General features: G+C 64.2%; 15 protein-coding genes. 7 read left to right on the forward strand and 8 right to left on the reverse strand.

Features of this window, described 5'->3' with window-relative positions:
- Positions 1-204: 204 nt before the first annotated feature.
- A complete protein-coding gene (locus EJ068_RS19145; RefSeq protein ID WP_127249823.1) occupies positions 205-1698 on the reverse strand; it encodes a PLP-dependent aminotransferase family protein in 1494 nt (497 codons plus the stop codon).
- Between the two features lie 356 nt (positions 1699-2054).
- Between EJ068_RS19145 and pgi the strand changes: the two genes are divergently transcribed.
- Positions 2055-3662 (forward strand): glucose-6-phosphate isomerase, encoded by a 1608-nt coding sequence (gene pgi / locus EJ068_RS19150; RefSeq protein ID WP_245463473.1) that lies wholly within the window; start codon positions 2055-2057, stop codon positions 3660-3662.
- A 5-nt stretch (positions 3663-3667) separates the two neighbouring features.
- Positions 3668-4393, forward strand: a complete 726-nt coding sequence (locus EJ068_RS19155) for an HAD family hydrolase (RefSeq protein WP_126079688.1) — start codon at positions 3668-3670, stop codon at positions 4391-4393.
- On the opposite strand, the gene EJ068_RS19160 is transcribed toward EJ068_RS19155, so the two are convergent.
- Both EJ068_RS19160 and EJ068_RS19165 read right to left on the reverse strand, forming a co-directional pair.
- Complete coding sequence (locus EJ068_RS19160; protein WP_126083590.1) at positions 4390-5022, reverse strand: 50S ribosomal protein L11 methyltransferase; 633 nt, start codon at positions 5020-5022, stop codon at positions 4390-4392. The genes EJ068_RS19155 and EJ068_RS19160 overlap by 4 nt on opposite strands.
- A gap of 71 nt (positions 5023-5093) precedes the next feature.
- Entirely contained in the window at positions 5094-7034 is a 1941-nt protein-coding gene (locus tag EJ068_RS19165; protein WP_127249825.1) for a long-chain fatty acid--CoA ligase, read from the reverse strand.
- Positions 7035-7494: 460 nt separating this feature from the next.
- Between EJ068_RS19165 and EJ068_RS19170 the strand changes: the two genes are divergently transcribed.
- The 5 genes from EJ068_RS19170 to EJ068_RS19190 are packed head-to-tail and all read left to right on the forward strand — an operon-like array spanning position 7495 to position 12733.
- Positions 7495-9093 carry an ABC transporter substrate-binding protein gene (locus tag EJ068_RS19170; RefSeq protein WP_126079686.1) on the forward strand — a complete coding sequence of 533 codons (1599 nt, stop codon included), beginning with the start codon at positions 7495-7497 and terminating at the stop codon, positions 9091-9093.
- Between the two features lie 51 nt (positions 9094-9144).
- On the forward strand, positions 9145-10152 hold the full coding sequence (locus tag EJ068_RS19175; RefSeq protein WP_126079685.1) for an ABC transporter permease subunit: 1008 nt from the start codon (positions 9145-9147) through the stop codon (positions 10150-10152).
- Entirely contained in the window at positions 10153-11061 is a 909-nt protein-coding gene (locus tag EJ068_RS19180) for an ABC transporter permease subunit (protein WP_127249826.1), read from the forward strand. It begins immediately after the preceding gene.
- The gene (locus EJ068_RS19185) at positions 11061-11912 is read left to right on the forward strand and encodes an ABC transporter ATP-binding protein (RefSeq protein ID WP_127249827.1); all 852 of its coding nucleotides are present in this window, start codon (positions 11061-11063) and stop codon (positions 11910-11912) included. The genes EJ068_RS19180 and EJ068_RS19185 overlap by 1 nt, the downstream gene beginning before the upstream one ends.
- Positions 11909-12733, forward strand: coding sequence for a dipeptide ABC transporter ATP-binding protein (locus EJ068_RS19190; RefSeq protein ID WP_127249828.1), 825 nt, complete (start codon positions 11909-11911; stop codon positions 12731-12733). The genes EJ068_RS19185 and EJ068_RS19190 overlap by 4 nt, the downstream gene beginning before the upstream one ends.
- 231 nt (positions 12734-12964) lie before the next feature.
- Here EJ068_RS19190 and EJ068_RS19195 read toward each other — a convergent pair whose 3' ends face one another.
- From EJ068_RS19195 to EJ068_RS19215, 5 genes are all read right to left on the reverse strand, one after another.
- Positions 12965-14251 carry a cysteine desulfurase-like protein gene (locus tag EJ068_RS19195; protein ID WP_129554692.1) on the reverse strand — a complete coding sequence of 429 codons (1287 nt, stop codon included), beginning with the start codon at positions 14249-14251 and terminating at the stop codon, positions 12965-12967.
- A 49-nt stretch (positions 14252-14300) separates the two neighbouring features.
- On the reverse strand, positions 14301-14975 hold the full coding sequence (locus EJ068_RS19200; protein WP_126079680.1) for an amino acid ABC transporter permease: 675 nt from the start codon (positions 14973-14975) through the stop codon (positions 14301-14303).
- A 160-nt stretch (positions 14976-15135) separates the two neighbouring features.
- Complete coding sequence (locus tag EJ068_RS19205) at positions 15136-15933, reverse strand: ABC transporter substrate-binding protein (protein ID WP_127249830.1); 798 nt, start codon at positions 15931-15933, stop codon at positions 15136-15138.
- An 88-nt stretch (positions 15934-16021) separates the two neighbouring features.
- Positions 16022-17212: a pyridoxal phosphate-dependent aminotransferase gene (locus EJ068_RS19210; RefSeq protein WP_245463474.1), complete on the reverse strand. Its 1191-nt coding sequence runs from the start codon at positions 17210-17212 to the stop codon at positions 16022-16024.
- Positions 17213-17387: 175 nt separating this feature from the next.
- Positions 17388-18149: an HpcH/HpaI aldolase/citrate lyase family protein gene (locus EJ068_RS19215; RefSeq protein ID WP_127249832.1), complete on the reverse strand. Its 762-nt coding sequence runs from the start codon at positions 18147-18149 to the stop codon at positions 17388-17390.
- Positions 18150-18250 lie beyond the last annotated feature (101 nt).

Consider the following 18250-nt stretch of genomic DNA (forward strand, 5'->3'; position numbering starts at 1 on the left):
TTGTCTTTATTGCGACGCGGTCCGTGGCGGTTGGTCCACCATCGGCCTGCCTCGTCCCCTTATGGCCCCGACTATGCCGCCGGCATTGGTACAGCCTATGAGCCAAGCAATCCCGTCGAATATGCCAGAGTGCTAAAGCGGCTAGCATGCGCCCAAGCAAAAAGAGCCGGCGGCTGCCGGCTCTTTTTGGAAAGTCCGTCGGGATCAGGCCGCCGCGGGCCTGCGCCCGGCAGCGGTGGCGAGTTCGCGGATGCCGGGCTCGATATGCTGCAGGGAAATCGAGGAGATGCCCAAGCGCATGAAACGAGATGGCTTTTCGCTGCGGTCGAAGAACCGGTCGCCGGGTTCGATGATGACGCTGCGCGAAGCGGCGGCTTCGGCCAGGCCGCGCGAATCGGTGCCGCGCGGCCCTTCCAGCCAGAGCGATGTGCCGCCAGCCGCGTCGGTCGAACGCCATTCTGGCAGGAAAGCGGAAATCGCATGGACCAGCCGCTTGCGCCGCTCGTCGAAGGCGGCGGAGAGCCTGCGCACCAGCGCCTCGTGATGGCCGAGCGACAGGAACAGCGCGACAGCGCGCTGGTTGTTCGCCGGCGGGTGCCTGAGCATGAAGCGGCGCAGCGCGCGAAGCTCGGCGATCAGCCCGGCCGAGGCCACGATGTAGCCAAGCCTGAGGCCCGGAGCCAGCGTCTTCGACATCGAGCCGACATAGATGACGCGGCCCGAGCGGTCGAGGCTCTTCAGCGCCTGCTGCGGCGCCTCGTCGAGCAGCTGGCTGTCATAGCCGTCCTCGATGATGATTTGGTTGTTGCGGTTGGCGCGCGCCAGAAGATCCTGCCGGCGTTCCGCCGACAGCGGCACCATGGTCGGGCAGTGATGGCTCGGCGTGACGAAGACGAAGCCGGAATCGCTGGGGATCGACGAGGTCACGATGCCCGACTGGTCGACCGGAACCGGCTGGATATCGGCACCGGCCAGCCGGAAGATCGAGCGGGCGTCGGGATAGCCTGGATCCTCCATCGCCACCTTCGAACCCTTGGTCATCAAGAGCGAGGCCAGCATATAGAGCGCGTTCTGCGCGCCCAGCGTCACGATGATCTCGTCCGGATTGGCAAAGATGCCGCGGCGCGGCAGCAGCCTGGCCTGGATCTGCTCGATCAGCAGCGGATCGTCGCGATCCACCATGTCGGACGCCCAATTGCGGATCTCGAGCACGGCCAGCGCCATGCGGTTGCACTCGCGCCATTCGGCGGTCGGGAACAGCGCCGGGTCGAACTGGCCGTAGACGAACGGATAGGAGGACTTGATCCAGTTGTCGTGCTTGGCGGGCGGCGGCATGTCGCTTGCGGCGATCTGCCGGCGCGCCTTCCAGTCGATCTCGTTCTGCTGGTCGGGCGCCTTCTGGTGCGGCTTGGCGGGAGTGGCCAGCACGTCAGGGTTGACGAAATGGCCGCGCCGCTCGCGCGCCACCAGGAAGCCCTGGTCGACCAGCTGCTGGAAGGCGAGCACCACCGTGCCGCGGGCAACCCCAAGTTTTTCCGCGAGAATCCGGCAAGACGGCAGCGGCATCGAAGCGGCGATCTGTCGGTCGAGAATGGCCGCGACGATCGCCTGGCGTATCTGCGCCTGGAGGGTTTGGCCGGATTCGGCCGAAATCCGGAACAGGCCGGACCATATGGCCGTGTCATTGCGCTGTGGCATGGGAAATCATCCTCGGATGGCCAGCTGTTTTTACTTGGCTGGACCAGTGGAGTGTATGGGTGGCATAAGGGGTTGCGCCAATCAATTTTTCTGATCGCTGGGATTTATGCCAGTGATCTATTGGCCCGCGTAAGCGGTTCATTTAGCGATCGGTAAAACAATGCCGCAGTGCATCATAAAAGCGTGATGCACTGCGGCAAAGCCGCGCTTGAATGAAATGGAAATCGGCTCAATAGAATGATGCGAAAATGACGCGACGACACGCGCCGGAAACATCCGGCCTGTTAAGATAAATCTAAAAACCCGCCAGGAGCCCGCCAGTGGACCAGTCATCTTTCGACAAGCATCTTGCCGCCCTGCGTGATCAGCGCGCGGCGGCCAAGGGTACGATGCGCGAGGCCTTCGCTGCCGATCCCAGGCGCTTCGAGACATTTTCCGCCACCGATGGCGACCTTCTCCTCGACTGGTCAAAATGCGCCGTCGACGCAGATACCATGACGATGCTGGAGAAGCTCGCCGGCGCCGCCGATCTCGCGGGACGCCGCGCTGCCATGTTCGAAGGCAAGAAAATCAACATCACCGAGAACCGCGCCGTTCTGCACACCGCGCTGCGGAACCTGACCGGCAAGAGCGTGATCGTCGACGGCCAGGACACCAAGGCCGATGTGATTGCCGTGCTCGATGCCATGGGCGCTTTCGCCGACGCCATCCGCTCCGGCAAGGCTGCGGGCGCCACCGGCAAGAAGATCACCGACATCGTCAACATCGGCATCGGCGGCTCGGACCTCGGCCCGGCGATGGTGACGCTGGCGCTGGCGCCCTACCATGACGGGCCGCGCGCGCATTATGTCTCCAATGTCGACGGCGCCCATATCCACGACACGCTGAAGGGCCTGTCAGCGGAAACGACGCTGTTCATCGTCGCCTCGAAGACCTTCACCACAGTCGAGACGATGACGAATGCTGAGACGGCGCGCGATTGGGTGCAGAAAGCGCTGGGCAAGGACGCGGTCGGCAAGCATTTCGCCGCCGTTTCGACCGCCCTCGATCTGGTGGCGAAGTTCGGCAACGAGCAGGACCGCGTCTTCGGCTTCTGGGACTGGGTCGGCGGCCGCTACTCGGTCTGGAGCGCCATCGGCCTGCCGGTGATGATCGCCGTCGGCCCGCGCAACTTCCGCGCCTTCCTCGACGGCGCGCATGAGATGGACGAGCATTTCCGCTCAGCACCCGTGCAGAAGAACCTGCCGGTGCTGCTGGGGCTGATCGGCTGGTGGCACCGGGTCGTCTGCAAATATCCGGCCCGCGCCGTCATCCCTTACGACCAGCGCCTGTCGCGATTGCCGGCTTATCTGCAGCAGCTCGACATGGAATCGAACGGCAAGAGCGTCACGCTGGACGGCACCGCGGTCGCCACGCCGACCGGCCCGCTGGTCTGGGGCGAACCCGGCACCAACGGCCAGCACGCCTTCTTCCAGCTTCTGCACCAGGGCACCGACTTCATCCCGGTCGAATTCCTTGCCGCTGCCGTCGGCCACGAGCCCGAACTGAAGCACCAGCACGATCTCCTGCTCGCCAACTGCCTGGCGCAATCGGAGGCCTTCATGAAGGGCCGCACGCTGGAAGAAGCGCGCGCGCAGATGCTGGCCAAGGGCATGAAACCGGCCGATGTCGACCGCATCGCGCCGCACCGCGTCTTCTCAGGCAACCGCCCCTCGCTCACCATCCTCTACCGCAAGCTCGATCCGCGCACGTTGGGCCGTATAATCGCGCTCTACGAGCATCGCGTCTTCGTCGAGGGCACGCTTTTCAACATCAATTCCTTCGATCAATGGGGCGTCGAGCTCGGCAAGGAACTGGCGACAGGCCTGCTGCCTGTCGTTGAGGGCAAGGAGACTGCCGCAAACCGCGACGCCTCGACTGCCGGTCTGGTGGGACACATCCACCACTTGCGCGGTTCGGAGTAAAAGGATTGGCAGACATCAAGGGAATTCTCTTCGACAAGGACGGCACGCTTGTCGACTTCAATGCAACCTGGCTCGGTGTCGCGGACTTCATGGCGATGGATGCCGCCGAAGGCGATCGCTGGAAGGCCGATCGCCTGCTCGCCGCCGCCGGCTTCGACTTCGTCACGAAACGCTTCAAGCCCGATTCGATCTTTGCCTCGGGTTCGAACATGGACGTCGTCGAACTGTGGTTTCCGCGCCTGTCCGACGAAGACCAGATGCATGCCGTTTCGCGCTTCAACGAGATCACCTCCGTGCAGGGCTCCTCGATGGCGGTGGCGCTTCCCGGCGTTCTCGATTCGCTGCGGGCGCTGCACACGCGATCCTACCGCATGGGCGTCGCCACCAATGATTCCACCAGCGGCGCCGAGAAGACACTCGCCACGCTCGGTGTCGCGCAGCTTTTCGACGCCGCCTTCGGCTATGATGCCGTGGCCAACCCGAAGCCGGCGCCGGACACCGTCATTGCCTTTTGCGATCTGACCGGGCTGAAGCCGGGCGAGATCGCCATGGTCGGCGACAATCGCCATGACCTGGAGATGGCGCGCGCCGGCGGCTGCGGCCTGGCGGTGGGCGTGCTTTCCGGCACCGGCACGCGCGACTCGTTGGCGCCGATGGCGGATGTCATCCTGGACTCGGTCGCCGACCTGCCGGATTTCCTCGCCGCGCGGATGAGCGTGCCTGCGGGCTAACCGGGTTCGGCCACAAGCGCGAACACCGCGCTTGGCTTCGGCTCGCCGCCGCCGTTTCCGCCGACGTCCGGCACATGGTATTCGCCGAGCAGGCAGAGCCGCGACCTCGGCAGCCAGGCGCGGCCGGGGTCACCGACCAGCACGTCGATGCCGGCGGCCAGGCAGCGTTCGAGGAACGGCATCATCCGCTGCCCCACATCCTGCGCGTAAAAGACATCGCCCGCGAGCACCAAGTCGACCGCCGGCGGCGGACCGTCGGTGACATCCCCCTCGCATATCTGGATGGCGACGCCATTGGCTTCCGCGTTGAGGCTCAGCGCCACGATCCCGTTGCGGTCGATCTCCGCTGCGATCACCGCGCGCGTCCCGGCTTTTGCCGCCGCGATGCCGACCAGCCCCGAGCCGGCGCCGAGATCGAGCACGCGTTTGCCGGCCACGATCGACGGGCGGTCCAGCACATAGCGGGCCAGAACCGCGCCGCCGGCCCAGGCGTAGGCCCAGTAGGGCGGCTGTGGCTCTGCCTCGCCTTCGTCACCGTCCTCCGGTTCGAGCAGCCGCCGCAGGCCGCTGCCCGGATGCGCCTGATAAAGCCGGACCTCCGGCACTGACGGCACCGGCGCCAGCCGCATGTTCGCCTTGATGAACTCCGCCCGATCGAGCGCTTTCGCCGGCTCTCGCCTCAGGCTGGCCGTGCTATCGCTCAAGCCTGGTCCCGCAGCGCGCGACGCAGGATCTTGCCGACCGGCGTCTTCGGCAGTTCGGTGCGGAATTCGATGTATCTCGGCCGCTTGTAGCCGGTCAGGTTCTCGCGGCAATAAGCCATCAGCGCCTCGACGGTCAGCGCCGGATCCTTCTTGACCACGAACAATTTAGGCACTTCGCCGGAATGCTCGTCCGGCACGCCGATCGCGGCCGCTTCCAGCACGCCAGGGTGATGCGCCACCACCTCTTCCAGTTCGTTCGGATAGACGTTGAAGCCGGAGACCAGGATCATGTCCTTCTTGCGGTCGACGACCTTGGTGTAGCCGCGCTCGTCCATGAAGCCCATGTCGCCGGATTTGAAGAAGCCGTCCTTGGTCATCACCTTGGCGGTCTCGTCGGGCCGGTTCCAGTAGCCGGCCATCACCTGCGGGCCGCGGATGCATATCTCGCCCACCTCGCCCAGCGGCACGTTGTTGCCGTCGTCGTCGCGGATGGCGATCTCGGTCGAAGGCAGCGGCAGCCCGATCGTGCCGGTGAAGTCGCTGGAGCTGAACTTGTTGGCGGTCGCCACCGGCGACGTCTCGGACAGTCCGTAACCTTCGCTCACCGGGCAGCCGGTCAGCGCCTTCCAGCGTTCGGCGACGCCCTTCTGCACCGCCATGCCGCCGCCCAGCGTCAGGATCAGCGGCTTGAAGTCCAGCTTGCGGAACTCCTCATTGTTGAGCAGCGCGTTGAACAGGGTGTTGAGGCCCGGGAAGATGTGCATCGGGTATTTCGCCAGTTCCTTGACGAAGCCCGGAATGTCGCGCGGGTTGGGGATCAGCACGTTCTGCGCGCCCTGCTGCATGCCCATCAGTGCATTCACCGTCAGCGCGAAGATATGATAGAGCGGCAGCGCGCAGATGAAGTTTTGATGCGCCGGCTTGGGCTTCACCGTATAGGCGTCCTCCACCCATAGCGAGTTCTGCGCGACGTTCGAAAGCACGTTGCGATGCAGCAGCACGGCGCCCTTCGAGACGCCGGTGGTGCCGCCCGTATATTGCAGGAAGGCGATGTCGTCGCCGGAGACCGTGGGCGGCTTGAAGGCGATGGTCGCGCCGGTCTTGAGCACGGCGTTGAACTTGACGTGGCCGGGCAGCGACCATGCCGGAACCATCTTCTTCACCCGCCGCACGACGAGGTTGACGATGGCGCCCTTGAGGCCGCCCAGCATGTCGCCCATCGATGCGACGATGACATGCTTCACAGGCGTCCTGGCGATGACCGCCTGCAGCGTGCCGGCGAAGTTTTCCAGGATGACGATCGCCTGCGCGCCGGAATCCTTCAACTGATGTTCCAGTTCGCGCGGCGTGTAGAGCGGGTTGATATTCACCACCGTGTAGCCGGCGCGGAGCACCGCCATCATCGCCACCGGATATTGCAGCACGTTCGGCATCATCAGCGCCACGCGCGCGCCCTTTTCCAGGCCTCTTGCCTGCAGGTAGGCGCCGAACGCGGCCGACAGCCGCTCGAGCTCCGCATAAGTGATTGACTTGCCCATGCACACGAAGGCCGGCTGCCCGGCGAATTGCTTGCAGGCGCCGACCAGGAACTCGCCGATGGACTTGTAGGGCAGGGCGCCGATCTCTGCCGGCATGTTCTTCGGATAGCTTTTCAACCACGGCTTCTCCGGCAGGCCAACCGTGAGTTCGGTGATCGCCTTCGGCAAGCCCTTCGAGGCAGATTTGGCGGTGGCCGGCTCTGTGGATTTCGCGGCTGCCGCCTTGGCCTTTGGCGCTGCGGGTTTGGCGGCGGCCGGCCTTGCCGCCTTGGCGGGCGCTGCCTTCGCGGCCGTCTTCACCTTCGGCGCGGCGGCAGCCTTGGCAGCCTTGGGCGCATCGCTTTCAGCGGCCTTGGCTTTTGCTTTCGCCGGCCCTGTCGTCTTGGCTGCTTTTGCCACCTGTCTCTCCCTGTCGCCTTCGATATGGGCGCCCGCTTCCGCAAGAAGCGTCCTCCACGCCGGTTCGGATTTTCCGGGAAATCCCGCCCATCATCTATGTATTGCCTCTATCTGCGGCCGTGCAAGCCTTGCCCCAGCGGCAGGGCGGGGAAAGATTTGCCGTCGAAATCCGCTCCTCGATGGCCTCCCGCGTCATGCCTGGAGGGCAGGCGGACGTCCGGCGGCGCGGCCTCACGGGCTCGTTCCCCAAGACAGCCGATCAATAAAAAAATGCCGTCGTTAATAATGTTGTGAGCGGAAAAGAATGCTCATTTTTTCTATTATTGGAGCATAATCTAGATTCTTTTCCTGCTTCCCATGGGGTACGCACACGAGGTGTTCCAAAGGCGAAGAAACGGTGCTTATATGCGCCCTTCGCGAGCCTGATAGAGGGGCTTGAGAGAACATCAGGGAGTGCTCAATGAAAAAGACAATGACTTTTGCAGCCGCGTTGCTGGCTGCAAGCGTCCTCAGCGGCATGGCCAGTGCCAAGACGCTCGTTTATTGCTCGGAAGCGTCGCCGGCCAATTTCGACCCCGGCACGACGACCGGCGGCAACGACTTCGACGCTTCGTCGCGCACGGTCTATTCGCGACTGGTCGAGTTCAAGCATGGCGGCACGGAGATCGAGCCCGGTCTTGCCGACAAATGGGAAATTTCCGACGACGGCCTTGTCTACACTTTCCATCTGCATCCGGGTGTGAAGTTCCAGACCACCGATTATTTCAAGCCGACGCGCGACCTCAACGCCGATGACGTCGTCTTCTCCTTCGATCGCCAGTTCAACAAGCAGAACCCGTGGAACGGCGACAAGTATCTGCCGAACCTCACCTGGGACTATTACACCGGCATGGACATGCCGAAATATGTCGCCAAGTGGGAGAAGGTCGACGACCTCACCGTCAAGCTGACGCTGACCGAGCCGAACGCGCCGATGCTGGCCAATCTCGGCATGGACTTCGCCTCGATCGTGTCGAAGGAATATGCCGATCAGCTCGAGAAGGACGGCAAGATGGCCGACTTCTCGACCAAGCCGATCGGCACCGGTCCGTTTCAGTTCGTCGACTACCAGCTCGACGCCGTCATCCGCTATGCGGCCAATCCGGATTATTTCAAGGGCAAGGAAAAGATCGACGATCTGGTCTTCGCCATCACGCCTGACGCGACCGCCCGCATCCAGAAGGTGCTGGCCGGCGAGTGCGACGTGGCTCCGTATCCGAATCCGGCCGACATCGCCACCATCAAGGCCAACAAGGACGTGACCTTGATGGATCAGGCCGGCCTCAACATCGGCTATATGAGCTACAACACCACGATCCCGCCGCTCGACAAGCCGGAAGTGCGCCACGCGCTCAACCAGGCGATCGACCGGGAGGCGCTGATCAAGTCGCTGTTCCAGGATGCCGGCGCCACACCGGCCGAAAACCTGATCCCGCCGACCATGTGGTCGTGGGACAAGGACGTGAAGACCGACGCCTACAATCCGGATGAGGCCAAGAAGGTGCTCGAGGCTGCCGGCTTGAAGGAAATCCAGCTCTGGGCTTCCGACCGCGTTCGCCCGTATAACCCGAACTTCCAACGCGCCGCCGAGCTGATCCAGGCCGACTGGGCCAAGGTCGGCGTCAAGGCGACCATCGTCAACTACGAATGGACGAAGTATCGCGAGGAAGGCAAGAAGAAGGACCGTCCGGGCGCCTTCCAGATCGGCTGGACCGGCGACAATGGCGATCCGGACAACTTCTTCGCCACTCTCTTCGCCTGCTCCGCCGTCGGCGTCTCGAACTACTCCAGCTGGTGCGACAAGGACTTCGAGGACCTGATCCAGAAGGCCAAGAAGACCAGCGACCAGGCCGAGCGCACCAAGCTCTATGAGCAGGCGCAGGTGATCTTCGCCAAGCAGGCTCCGGCTTTCCTGCTGGCTCACAGCCAGGTCTACGCGGTCGTTCGCAACAATGTCAGCGGCTTTAAGATGGACCCGCTCGGCATTCACCGCTTCGACGGCGTTGACAAGGCCGAATAATATTGCGAACGGGGCGGCGCTAATTCCAGCGCCGCCCCGCTCCATTTGACGATGCTCCGATATCTTCTCAACAAAATCGCCCTCCTGATCCCGACTTTGGTCGGTATCACCATCTGTGCCTTCGCCTTTGTCCGGCTGCTGCCCGGCGATCCGATCCTGGCCATGGCCGGCGAGCATGGCGTCGCCCCCGCCCGCTATGAAGAGCTCAAGCAACAGTTCGGCTACAATCTGCCGATCTGGGAGCAGTATGCGCGCTATGTCGGTGAGGTCGCCACCGGCGATTTCGGCGTTTCCATCTCGTCCAAGCGCCCAGTGCTCGAGGAGTTCAAGACGCTCTTCCCGGCGACGCTGGAACTCTCCTTCTTCGCCATGATCTTCGCCATGGTGATCGGCATCCCCGCCGGCATCTTCGCCGCCGTCAAGCGCGGCTCATGGTTCGACCAGTCGCTGATGGGCACGGCCCTTGTCGGCTATTCGATGCCGATCTTTTGGTGGGGCCTTTTGCTCATCATCTTCTTTTCCGGCTATCTCGGCTGGACGCCGGTCTCGGGCCGCATCGGCCTGCAGTTTTTCTTCAAGCCGATCACCGGCTTCATGACCATCGACAGCCTGCTCCACGGCAAGTGGGACGCGTTCCGCTCCGCGCTTAGCCACCTCGTCCTGCCGGCGATCGTGCTCGGCACCATTCCGCTGGCGGTGATCGCGCGCCAGACGCGCTCGGCGATGCTCGAGGTGCTGGGCGAGGACTATGTCCGCACCGCCCGCGCCAAAGGCCTTTCGGGGGCGCGCGTCATCGGCGTGCATGCGCTGCGCAACGCGCTGATCCCGGTCGTCACCACCATCGGCCTGCAGGTCGGCACGCTGCTGGCCGGCGCCATCCTCACCGAGACCATCTTCGCCTGGCCGGGCATCGGCAAATGGATGGTCGATTCCATCTTCAAGCGCGACTATGTCGTCGTGCAGTCGGGTCTGCTTTTGATCGCGCTCATCGTCATGGCGGTGAACCTCATCGTCGACGTGCTTTACGCCGTCATCAACCCGCGCATCAGGGCGGCATAAATGACCCAGACCGAAATCGCCCCGATGGCCGCCGGAAGTCCGGACCGCCTCACCGGCCTCAAGACCTTCTGGCACTATTTCTCGGTGAACCGCGGCGCGGTCATCGGCCTGTTCGTCTTCATCCTGCTGGTGCTGGCCGCGCTGTTCGCGCCGCTGCTCGCGCCCTATGCGCCCGACATCCAGGACAAGACCGCGTTCCTCAGGCCGCCCGCCTGGCAGGCCGGCGGCTCGACGCAATATCTGCTCGGCACCGACCCGGTCGGCCGCGACATCCTCTCACGCCTGCTCTATGGCGCACGCTTCTCGCTGCTGATCGGCGCGGTGGTGGTCACGCTGGCGCTCACTGGCGGCATCACGCTCGGCCTGCTCGCCGGCTATTTCCGCGGCTGGGTCGACGTCGCGATCATGCGCGTCATGGACCTGATCCTGGCCTTCCCGTCGCTGCTGCTGGCGCTGGTGCTGGTGACGATCCTCGGGCCCGGCCTGTTCAACGCCATGCTGGCGATCGCGCTCGTCCTGCAGCCGCATTTCGCCCGCCTGGTGCGCGCCGCCGTGATGGCTGAGAAGAGCCGAGAATATGTCGTGGCGGCGAAAGTCGCCGGCGCCGGCCATCTCAGGCTGATGCTCGCCACCATATTGCCCAACTGCCTGGCGCCGCTGATCGTCCAGGGCACGCTGTCCTTCTCCAACGCCATCCTCGAAGCGGCCGCGCTCGGCTTCCTCGGTCTCGGCGCGCAGCCGCCGACGCCGGAATGGGGCACCATGCTTGCCTCGGCGCGCGAGTTCATCCTGCGCGCCTGGTGGGTGGTCACCTTCCCCGGCCTCGCCATCCTCATCACCGTGCTTGCCATCAACCTGATCGGCGACGGCCTGCGCGATGCGCTTGATCCCAAGCTCAGGAGGTCGTGATGGCGCTGCTCGACATCCAGAACCTCGTCGTCGAATTCCAGACCGCGTCGGGTCCGTTCCGCGCCGTCGACGGCGTCTCGCTCCATGTCGACGAGCGCGAGGTGCTCGCCATCGTCGGCGAATCCGGCTCCGGCAAATCGGTGTCGATGCTGGCCGTGATGGGCCTCCTACCATGGACGGCGACCGTCGCCGCCGACCGCATGAATTTCAACGGCCGCGACCTGTTGAAGATCAGCCCGGCCGACCGCCGCAAGATCATCGGCAAGGACGTCGCCATGATCTTCCAGGAGCCGGTTGCCAGCCTCAATCCCTGCTTCACCGTCGGCTTCCAGGTCGAGGAAGTGCTGCGCTTCCATATGGGCATGGACAAGGCCCAGCGCCGGGCACGCGCCATCGAGCTCTTCAAGCAGGTCGGCATCCCGGATCCCGCGGACCGGCTGAACTCCTTCCCGCACCAGATGTCGGGCGGCCAGTGCCAGCGCGTCATGATCGCGATGGCGATCGCCTGCAATCCGAAGCTCCTGATCGCCGACGAGCCGACCACCGCGCTCGACGTCACCATCCAGAAACAGATCCTCGATCTGCTGGTCTCGCTGCAGGCCAAATACAGCATGGGCCTGATCATGATTACTCACAATATGGGCGTGGTGGCCGAAACCGCCGACCGCGTCATCGTCCAGTACAAGGGCCGCAAGATGGAAGAGGCCGACGTGCTGTCGCTGTTTGAATCGCCGAAGAGCAACTACACGCGCGCGCTGCTCTCGGCGCTGCCGGAAAACGCCGTCGGCGACCGGCTGCCGACCGTCACGGACATGCTGTTCGTGGCCGCGCCTTCAGGAGCCGGCGCATGACCAAGGTCGTCGAGGGCAAGGACATCAAGCGCGACTACCATGTCGGCGGCGGCCTGTTCCGCGGCGCGCGCACCGTGCATGCGGTGAAGGGCGTTTCCTTCAGCGTCGAGAAGGGCAAGACGCTGGCGATCGTCGGCGAGAGCGGTTGCGGCAAGTCCACGCTCGCCCGCATCATCACCCTCATCGATCCGGCCACGTCAGGCGAGCTGTTCATCGACGGCAACAAGGTCGACATCGCCAAGGACGGGCTCACCAAGGAGATGCGCCGCAAGGTGCAGATCGTGTTCCAGAACCCTTACGGCTCGCTCAACCCGCGCCAGAAGATCGGCGACGTGCTTGGCGAGCCGCTCCTCATCAACACCGACAAGCCGGCCGAGGAGCGCCGCGACCTTGCGATGAAAATGCTGAAGAAGGTCGGCTTGGGACCCGAGCACTACAACCGCTATCCGCACATGTTCTCGGGCGGCCAGCGCCAGCGCATCGCCATTGCCCGCGCGCTGATGCTGAACCCGAGCCTCCTGGTGCTGGACGAGCCGGTCTCGGCGCTTGACCTTTCAGTGCAGGCGCAGGTGCTTAACCTGCTTGCCGACCTGCAGGACGAGTTCCAGCTGACCTATGTCTTCATCAGCCACGACCTCTCGGTGGTGCGCTACATCGCCGACGATGTGATGGTGATGTATTTCGGCGAAGCGGTCGAATACGGTCCGCGCGACGAGGTCTTCTCCGACCCAAAGCATGCCTATACCAAGACGCTGTTCGCCGCGACGCCCCGCGCCGACATCGCCAGCATCAAGGCCAGGCTTGCGAAGAAAGCGGCTTAGGGCCACAGGTCACTGTCCCAGAGGGCGGTGACCCCAGAGGTCGTCATCCTAGGGCGGAGCGCTGCGAAGCAGCGCGCAGACCCTAGAATCCAGTTACCCAGGTCACAAACGCAGCGGAGCAGAGTTCTGCACCGTGGCAACGCATCGACGTCACGGAATGGATCCTCGGGTCTGCGCGCGTCGCTTCGCTCCTTGCTTCGCCCGTGGATGACGACGCGGAGGTGGTCGGGATCACGACACCTTCGCGATGATCGCCCGCAGCGCCTCGCCGAATTTGTGCACTTCCTCGACCGTGTTGTAGTGCACCAGCGAGGCGCGGATCGCGCCGCTGTCCATCGACAGGTTGAGCCGCTTCATCAGCCGCGGCGCATACATGTGGCCGTCGCGGATGCCGATCTGGATGGCAGCCATCTCCTCGACGATCCGCTGCGGCGACAGCTTGCCGATGTTGAAGCAGAAGGTCGGCACGCGCTCGGTAATGCGCGCCTCGTCGGCGACGCCGTAGATCGTGGCATTGCAATCCTTCAGCACCCTCATCATCTCGCGCGCCAGCATCAGCTCGTAGTCGCGGATGGCGTTCATGCCGGCGACGATGTTGTCGCGGCGCGAGCAGTTGTTTTCGGGCAGGAAGTTGCGGCCGATCGATTCCAGATAGCGCACCGCCGCGTCCATGCCCGACACGTTCTCGTAGATGAAGGTGCCGGCCTCGACCTTGTAGGGCGGCTCGTCGGGAATGAAGTCCTCGCGGAAGGTCGGCAGCCGCTTCAGCGTGTCGAAGCGGCCCCACAGGAAGCCCATGTGCGGCGAGAAATTCTTGTAGCCGGAGCAGACGAGATAATCGCAGTCCCAGGCCTGCACGTCCATCAGCCCGTGCGGTCCGTAATGCACGCAGTCGAGGAACACTTCGGCGCCCGCCGCATGCGCGATCCTGGCCACCGAGGCGACGTCGACGATCGAGCCGATCGAATGCGCCGTCACCGTGCAGGCGACGAGGCGGGTGCGCTCCGACACCAGCGGCTTGAGATCGTCGACATGCAGATTGCCGTCCTCGCGCATGCGCCACCATTTGAACTTCGCGCCGGCCGGCTCCAGCGCCAGCCAGGTGGCGATGTTGGCGTCGTGATCCATGTCGGTGACGATGATCTCGTCGCGTCCCCCATCCGCGTCCTTGGCGAGCATCTGGCCGATGCCGAGGCTGACTAGGCGGATGAACGAGGTCGCGTTCATGCCGAAGCAGATTTCGGACGGGCTGTAGGCGTTGATCAGGAGCGCGACGCTCTCGCGCGCCGTCGCGACCGACTGGTCGACGGTGACGCTGCGGCCATAGCGGCCGCCGCGCTGCACATTGTGCGACACCAGATGGTTGGTCACCGCATCGAGCACGCTTTGCGGGATCTGGGCGCCCGCGGCATTGTCCATGAAGATGAAATCGCCGGCCCGCTGCAAGGCGGGAAACATGGCGCGGATCTTTTCGACCGGGAAGGCGGCGCTGGTGCTGTCGGTCTGATGCTTGTTCACGGGGCAGGCTCCTGCGAGGGACTTGGGCGGGGATGGGTATCGATGGCGGTCAGCGCGCTTTCTCGTCCTTGAAGCGGCGCTCGAGCAGGCTGACGAGGCGCACCATCGGCCAGAGGAAGATGAGGTAGACCAACGCGGCCCCGATCAGCGGCGAGGGGTTGGCGTAGAGCGATTGCGCGTTGGTCGCTTCCTTCAGAAGTTCCGGCAGCGCCACCGTCGAGGCGAGCGAGGTATCCTTGAACATCGAGACGCAGTTGCTGGTCATCGGCGGGATGACCACGCGGATCGCCTGCGGCAGCACCACCTTGCGCAAGGTGAGCATGAAGGGGAGGCCGAGCGCCTGCGCCGCCTCGAACTGGCCCTTCGGAATGCTTTCGATGCCGGAGCGGAACACTTCGGCCGAATAGGCCGACATGATGATGGCGAATGCGGTCACGGCCGATGCCCAGGACGACAGGCGGATGCCGAGGAAGGGCAGCGCGTAATAGATCAGGATCAGCACCACCAGCACCGGCAGGGCGCGGAAGATGTCGGTGTAGCCGATGGCCAGCCACCGCAGCGGCTTCGGTCCGTAGAGCCGCAGCAGGCTGATCGCCAGCCCCACCGCGATGCCGATGACGATGCTCATGATCCCCAGCAGCAGCGTGTTGAGGAAGCCGCGCAGCAGCGCCGGCAAACTCGACGCAATGACCTCGGGATTGAAGAAGGTGTCGATCAGCGACATGGGAGCGTTCCCGGACCGTGTTGCGTCATGCGATGCCCTGACAGGACCCGGACTATCGAAGTCGGATTGGCCGAAAGCGTGGTGGTCCGGGGACGTCACGCGTCAAACAAGACGTGCCGGCCTTGGGAGCCGGCACGTCGCTCGTCTTGCCGGTGGCCGCTCAGGCCTTGGGCAGCGGCATTTCCTTGACCGTCGAGGAATCTGCCGGCGCGTCGGTGCCGAACCACTTCTTGTGGATGGCGGCCAGCGTGCCGTCCTTCTTCATCGCCGTCAGCGCGTCGTTGAGCTTGCTAAGCAGCGGATGGTCCTTGCTCATCATCAAGCCGTACTGCTCGCCGGTCTTGATGCGTTCCTTGACGACGAGGTCCTTCATCTTCTGGAACGAATACTGCATGCCGGGGATGTCGCTGACGGCGGCATCGACGCGGCCGGCGCTGAGGTCGAGCAGCAGGTTCTGCTGCGTGTCGTAGCCCTTGACGTCGCTGAAGCCGTCGGCTGCCTGATGGTCCTTGACCCAGGTCTCGCCGGTCGAGCCGGAGAGCACGCCGACGACCTTGCCCTTGAGGTCGGCTTCCTTGCTGATCGCGCTGTCGGTCTTGGTGGCGATGCCCATGTCGGAATCATAGTAGGGCTGGGTGAACGAGAGCGTCTTCAACCGCTCCGGGGTGATGGTGATCGAGGAGATCGCGACATCGATGCGGTTGGAACTGACAGCCGCGAACAGCGCCTGGAAGCCGAGATCGGCGATATCGGTGGTCATGCCGATGCGCTTGGCCGCTTCGTTGACGATGTCGACCTCGAAACCCTCGAAAGTGCCGCTCTCGTTCTTGTATTCGAAAGGCGGATTGGTCGGGTAGGCGCCTACATTGAGCACATCGGCGGCATAGGCGGTGGCGGGGCCGGCGGCGATGCCGATGGCGGCGGCCAGAACAAGCAGATTGCGACGCGTAAAGCTCATTGGTTTTCCCTCTGGGTCTTCCCTCTGTTGTCGATCGGGCGGGGCTCGCCCCGCACGGTTTGTTGCCGTCCCGCCTCCCAGCGGGGCGTCAATTCATGGCGGCGACCATGCGCTCGAGCGCCGTTTCTATCTGGCCGCTGTCGCGGCACACACACATGCGCAGGAATGCTGCCGCCGAATTTCCAAACAGGTGACCGGGCGCCAGCCCAACGCGCGCCTTCTCTAGTATCCTGGCGCAGACCTGTCGCGCATCGGCTTCGCCTTCTATGGCGAAGAACGCGTACATGCCGCCGCGCGGTTTCGTGGGCAGGATGACGCCGGGGATCCGGGCCAGCCGGTCATAGGCGAGGTCGAGCCCGGTCCTGATCCGTTGCCTGATGTCTTCGACCAGCGGCTCGCCCTGGCGGATCGCCGCCACGGCGCCGGCCTGGATCGGCGCGGCGGTGCCGCTGTTGATGTACTGCGTCATGGCGCCGAGCTGGTCGGCCACGCCCGATGAGTGCGTGAGCCAGCCTATGCGCCAGCCGGTCATCGCCCAGGCTTTCGAAAAACTGTTGACCGACAGCACCCGGTCGCCGTCCTCGGCGATCTGCAGGATCGAGGGTGCGACGTCGCCGTCGAAATAGAGCCGGCCATAAACCTCGTCGGAGATGATCCAGATGCCGGTGCGCCGGCTGAAGTCGAGCAGCGCCTGCATCTCCTCGCGCGACGCGGTCCAGCCGGTCGGGTTGGACGGCGTCGACAGGAAGATCGCGCGGGTGCGCGCGTCGCAGGTCGAAAACAGCCGGTCGAGATCAAGCCGCCAGTCATCCTTGAAATCTAGGGAGAACGGCCGCGGCTCGCCGCCGATCAGGTGGATGGCGTTGTGGATGTTGGGCCATTGCGGCGCGACATAGACGACATTGGTGCCGATATCGACCAGCAGCTCCAGGGCAAGATAAAGCGCCTGCATGCCGCCCGGCGTGACCGTGGTGCGTGCGATCGGGATCGGGCGGCCATGGATGCGCGTCTGGTATTCCGACAGCGCTTCATTCAGCGGGCCATGCCCGCGCATGTTGGGGACGTAGAAGGTCAGGCCCTCGTCGAAGGCCGCCTTTGCCGCGTCGCGGATGAAGGCCGGCGTCACCACGTCGCCTTCGCCGTACCAGAGCGCGATGACATCGCCGAGCTCGCGCGCGCGGACCGCGAGGTTGGCGATGTTTTCCGTGTGCAGGTCGCGGATCTGGGCGCGCACGCCATCGAAGGCATAGCGCGCGCTGGACGACGACTGGGGCAACACAAACGACAAGGACTGAAACCCCCTTCCACCCGGGCGGCGACGGACTGACAGGAAAACCTGCAGTGGCAGCCGCCTTCAAGGATGCTATCCAAAGTGCCGCGCTTTTCAAGGCAAAAGTTTTAAGCTTAAAAAGTTTGGCGCCCCTGCTGCCCAACGGATGCGGGTCGCGTCCGTTTTACGCCAGCTCGTCGCGCGCGGCGGCAAAATTGGCCGCCGCGCCGGCGCCGAGAAACATCGTGTCGCTGGCCAGCACGAAGAAGCTGGCGCCGAGGGCGCCCCATCGGCCGACATTCTGCGGGCTGGCGCAGAAGATGCCGGCGGCCCTTCCATGCGCGAGCGTCGCGCCGATGATGCTCTTGATCGCCGCATTGAGCTTGTCCGCGCCGGCAGGTCCGATCGCGTCGATCGACACCGAGAGATCGCCCGGACCGACGAAGATCAGGTCGACGCCGTCGACGGCGGCGATTGCTTCGATGTTGGCGAGACCCTCCGCCGTCTCGACCTGGACCGCGACGACGATCCGCTCATTGGCGGCGGCCAGATATTCGGGAATGCGATAGCCGTAGCCGGCAGCGCGTCCGGGACCGACGCCGCGCTCGCCGAGCGGCGGATAGCGCGATGCCTTGACGGCCATCGCCGCCTGCTCTGCGGTCGAGACACGCGGCACGAGCACGCCCTGCGCGCCGCTGTCCAGCGCCGCTTGAATGGCTTCAGGCGCATGGCCGGGAACGCGCACCATGGCCGGCACGCGATGCACGTCGGCCGCCCGCACCATGGCCTCGATCGTCTCGCGCGAGATCTGCGCATGCTCCCAGTCGATGCAGAGGAAATCGAGCCCGGACGATGCCATCACCTCGACGGCGACCGGATGGGGAATGGCGGCAAAGGGCCCGACGAGGTTGGTCCTGCTGATACATTTCTGGCGGAACTCGTTCATGCCGATCCCCTTTTTCAAGTTGCCCAATCCATATCCGCAAACGACGACGAGGCGAAGCTATTTCAGGCTTGAAATATTTTCACGCCGGCCTAGCGTGTGGC

The sequence above is a fragment of the Mesorhizobium sp. M2A.F.Ca.ET.043.02.1.1 genome, from assembly GCF_003952405.1.
In the GTDB taxonomy this organism is placed as follows: Bacteria; Pseudomonadota; Alphaproteobacteria; order Rhizobiales; family Rhizobiaceae; genus Mesorhizobium.

Excerpts from the sequence above, each read along its gene's own strand:
- EJ068_RS19180 (WP_127249826.1), top strand. The coding sequence starts at position 10,153 with ATGACCCAGACCGAAATCGCCCCGATGGCCGCCGGAAGTCCGGACCGC.
- EJ068_RS19190 (WP_127249828.1), top strand. The coding sequence starts at position 11,909 with ATGACCAAGGTCGTCGAGGGCAAGGACATCAAGCGCGACTACCATGTC.
- EJ068_RS19160 (WP_126083590.1), bottom strand. The coding sequence starts at position 5,022 with ATGCGGCTGGCGCCGGTGCCGTCAGTGCCGGAGGTCCGGCTTTATCAG.
- EJ068_RS19185 (WP_127249827.1), top strand. The coding sequence starts at position 11,061 with ATGGCGCTGCTCGACATCCAGAACCTCGTCGTCGAATTCCAGACCGCG.
- EJ068_RS19215 (WP_127249832.1), bottom strand. The coding sequence starts at position 18,149 with ATGAACGAGTTCCGCCAGAAATGTATCAGCAGGACCAACCTCGTCGGG.
- EJ068_RS19205 (WP_127249830.1), bottom strand. The coding sequence starts at position 15,933 with ATGAGCTTTACGCGTCGCAATCTGCTTGTTCTGGCCGCCGCCATCGGC.
- EJ068_RS19200 (WP_126079680.1), bottom strand. The coding sequence starts at position 14,975 with ATGTCGCTGATCGACACCTTCTTCAATCCCGAGGTCATTGCGTCGAGT.
- EJ068_RS19145 (WP_127249823.1), bottom strand. The coding sequence starts at position 1,698 with ATGCCACAGCGCAATGACACGGCCATATGGTCCGGCCTGTTCCGGATT.
- EJ068_RS19175 (WP_126079685.1), top strand. The coding sequence starts at position 9,145 with ATGCTCCGATATCTTCTCAACAAAATCGCCCTCCTGATCCCGACTTTG.
- EJ068_RS19170 (WP_126079686.1), top strand. The coding sequence starts at position 7,495 with ATGAAAAAGACAATGACTTTTGCAGCCGCGTTGCTGGCTGCAAGCGTC.